Annotated in this window: 3 protein-coding genes; all 3 read left to right on the top strand. The window is 38.1% G+C overall.

Annotated elements, in window-relative coordinates; all coding sequences use genetic code 11:
* The first annotated feature begins 2 nt into the window (after positions 1-2).
* On the top strand, positions 3-1874 hold the full coding sequence (serA, locus tag E1176_RS02975; protein ID WP_343030498.1) for a phosphoglycerate dehydrogenase: 1872 nt from the start codon (positions 3-5) through the stop codon (positions 1872-1874).
* Positions 1875-1880: 6 nt separating this feature from the next.
* The gene (locus E1176_RS02970) at positions 1881-2291 is read left to right on the top strand and encodes a DUF1801 domain-containing protein (RefSeq protein WP_155209091.1); all 411 of its coding nucleotides are present in this window, start codon (positions 1881-1883) and stop codon (positions 2289-2291) included.
* A 315-nt stretch (positions 2292-2606) separates the two neighbouring features.
* Positions 2607-2899 (top strand): hypothetical protein (locus E1176_RS02965; protein ID WP_155209090.1); only part of this gene is annotated, 293 nt, incomplete at its 3' end.

The following is a 2899-nucleotide window of genomic DNA, read 5'->3' as shown; positions in this document are numbered from 1 at the left end:
TTATCATCGACTTTGACAGCACATTTACTCAGGTAGAGGCGCTCGATGTGCTCGGTGAAATAGCCCTCAACGGTAGCAAAGATAAAAATCAACGCATACAAAAAATCAAGGATATCACAGACGAGGGTATGAGTGGAAAACTAACTTTCAGAGAGTCTCTTGAAGAAAGGATTAAATTGCTTGGTGCTCATAAAAGTCATCTGGAACCACTTGTGGAAGAGCTTAAAAAACTGGTTTCAACATCATTTAGAAGAAACACTGAGTTTTTCAAGCAGCATTCAGACCGTGTCTTTATCATTTCTAACGGCTTTAAAGACTTTATCACACCTATAGTTACGGAGTATCATGTAAAACCAGAAAATGTATTTGCCAATAGTTTTGAGTTTGACGAGTATGACAATATTGTTGGTTTTGACAGAGACAATGTACTTTCTTCTAACAATGGTAAGGTTGAACAGTTAAAACAACTCGATCTCAAAGGCGATGTATATGTAATTGGTGATGGTTACACCGACTATGAAATAAAAGCAGCTGGCTTGGCCAACAAGTTTTATGCATTTACAGAAAACGTTGAGCGAGATATTGTAACCGATAAGGCAGATCATGTAACACCCAGTCTGGATGAGTTTTTATATTTAAATAAAATGAACACCGCTATCTCCTACCCTAAAAACAGAATAAATGTACTCCTGCTGGAAAATGTACACCCTAAAGCCATAGAGCTGATGAAATATGAAGGGTACAATGTGGAAGTATACCCAGCAGGTTTAGATGAAGAGGAGTTAAGCAAGAAAATAAAGAATGTGAGTATCCTCGGCATAAGGTCTAAAACCCAGGTTACAGCACGTGTATTGGAGAATGCCAATAGACTCATTGGCATCGGGGCATTTTGTATTGGTACAAACCAGATAGATTTAGAAGCCTGTTTACGTAAAGGTGTAGCTGTATTTAATGCTCCTTTTAGCAATACCCGTTCAGTGGTTGAACTGGCTATTGCAGAGATTATTGTGCTCATGCGTAAACTATTTGATCGCTCTGCCGCCATGCACCAGGGCAAATGGGACAAGTCTGCCAAAGGTAGCTTTGAAATACGCGGTAAGAATCTCGGCATCATCGGTTATGGTAATATCGGTGCCCAGCTCTCAGTACTAGCAGAGTCGCTTGGTCTCAACGTGCTTTATTACGATGTAGAAGAAAAGTTGGCTTTGGGTAACGCCTCCAAGTGTCATTCTTTAAAAGAATTGCTAGAAAAATCGGATATAGTCACACTTCATGTAGACGGACGGGCCGAAAACAAAAATATGATCGGGAGCAAAGAGTTTAAGCTCATGAAAAATGATGTGATTTTCTTAAACCTGAGCCGTGGTCATGTAGTAGATATTCCTGCGCTAAAAGCAAATATAGAATCAGGTAAAATCAGCGGGGCTGCCGTAGATGTTTTCCCTGAAGAGCCAAAGAGCAACGATGATGAGTTCATTTCAGATTTGAGAGCATTACCAAATACTATACTTTCACCACATATAGGTGGTAGTACAATAGAGGCTCAGGAAAATATCGCTGGTTTTGTGCCTAATAAAATCATGGATTATATCAATACAGGAAGCACATCTAACAGTGTAAACTTCCCCAACCTGCAGTTACCAGCTTTTGAAAACGCACATAGATTAATCCACATCCATGAGAATATGCCTGGTATTTTGGCAAAAATCAATCAAATATTAGCCGATCACGATATTAATATTGTTGGCCAGTATTTAAAGACAAACGAAGTCATCGGTTATGTAATTACTGATATCGATAAAGAGTATGATCGCGATGTAATTAAAGCCTTAAGAAGCATTGACCACACGATCAAATTCAGAGTGCTTTATTAAGAAGTGATGAATAAGATTCAAAAAATAAGCTTCAAGTCAATAGCCGATTTTTTGGATTATATACCTGAAGATGAATTAAAAATTGTTGAGACTCTTAGGGAATTAATCTTATCTCATATTCCCTATTGCAAAGAGCGTCTGGCCTACAATGTCCCTTTTTATTATGGTCATTATCGTATATGTTTCATCTGGCCGGCCAGCATTCCCTGGGGTGGAGTAGAAAGTGGTGTAAACCTTGGTTTTTGCAGAGCAAACGAAATGGCGTTTGATGAGGGCTTTCTCAAATTCAATGATAAAAAAGTGATTGCCACCGTCAATTTACAGACCTTAAAAGAAATCGATAGGGATAAAATAGAACAGCTTTTGCATGAGGCAGCTTTGGTGGACACATTAGCTGCTAAAAAGAAAAACCCGTAAGGTGAGTTATTTAAACCCCTGATTATACAGGATTTGAGCTGCCCTACAACTTCGGCCTTCCACTGTTAACCTGCTCTAAGAACGAGGTCCGCCTACTGACGGATGAGGCCTGCCCTAGGAAGAGAGCTTCACTCGGTATTATGTAAGTGTTAGGTTTAAAAACGCTATACCTTACGGGTGGCACAAAGCTAAGCATTAAGAATCATTTCTCAGTAGGTTTGTCTAGTTGATCCTAAGAAATGCCTTGTTTATCGAAATAATTTTATGAATCAAAAATCCTTGATGTAATTGGCTCTTGTAAATAATAAATAAAAGATGAAAACAGCTAAATCAATAATCGGAATTGGAATATTAAGTATGTTAATGAGCTCATGTGTATTTTCTTTATTCCCAATCTACACATTAGACTCACTTGTTTACAAGGAAGAATTGCTTGGAACCTATCAACAGGAGGATGTGATCATTAATATCCAGCCTGGAGAATTATCAGCCTCCAAAAAATTTAAGGATTTAAAAGTTAAAGGTGACGTCACAGTAAATGAAATATCAATTAAGGAGTCATTGACTGAAGATGACTCTCAGGAAACTATTCAAGATCATAAAAAAAA

Origin of the sequence: Fulvivirga aurantia (assembly GCF_009711475.1) — a bacterium.
Taxonomy (GTDB): Bacteria; Bacteroidota; Bacteroidia; order Cytophagales; family Cyclobacteriaceae; genus Fulvivirga; species Fulvivirga aurantia.
The sequence above is the reverse complement of the archived record's forward strand: the minus strand, read 5'-3'. Positions and strand labels throughout refer to the sequence as shown.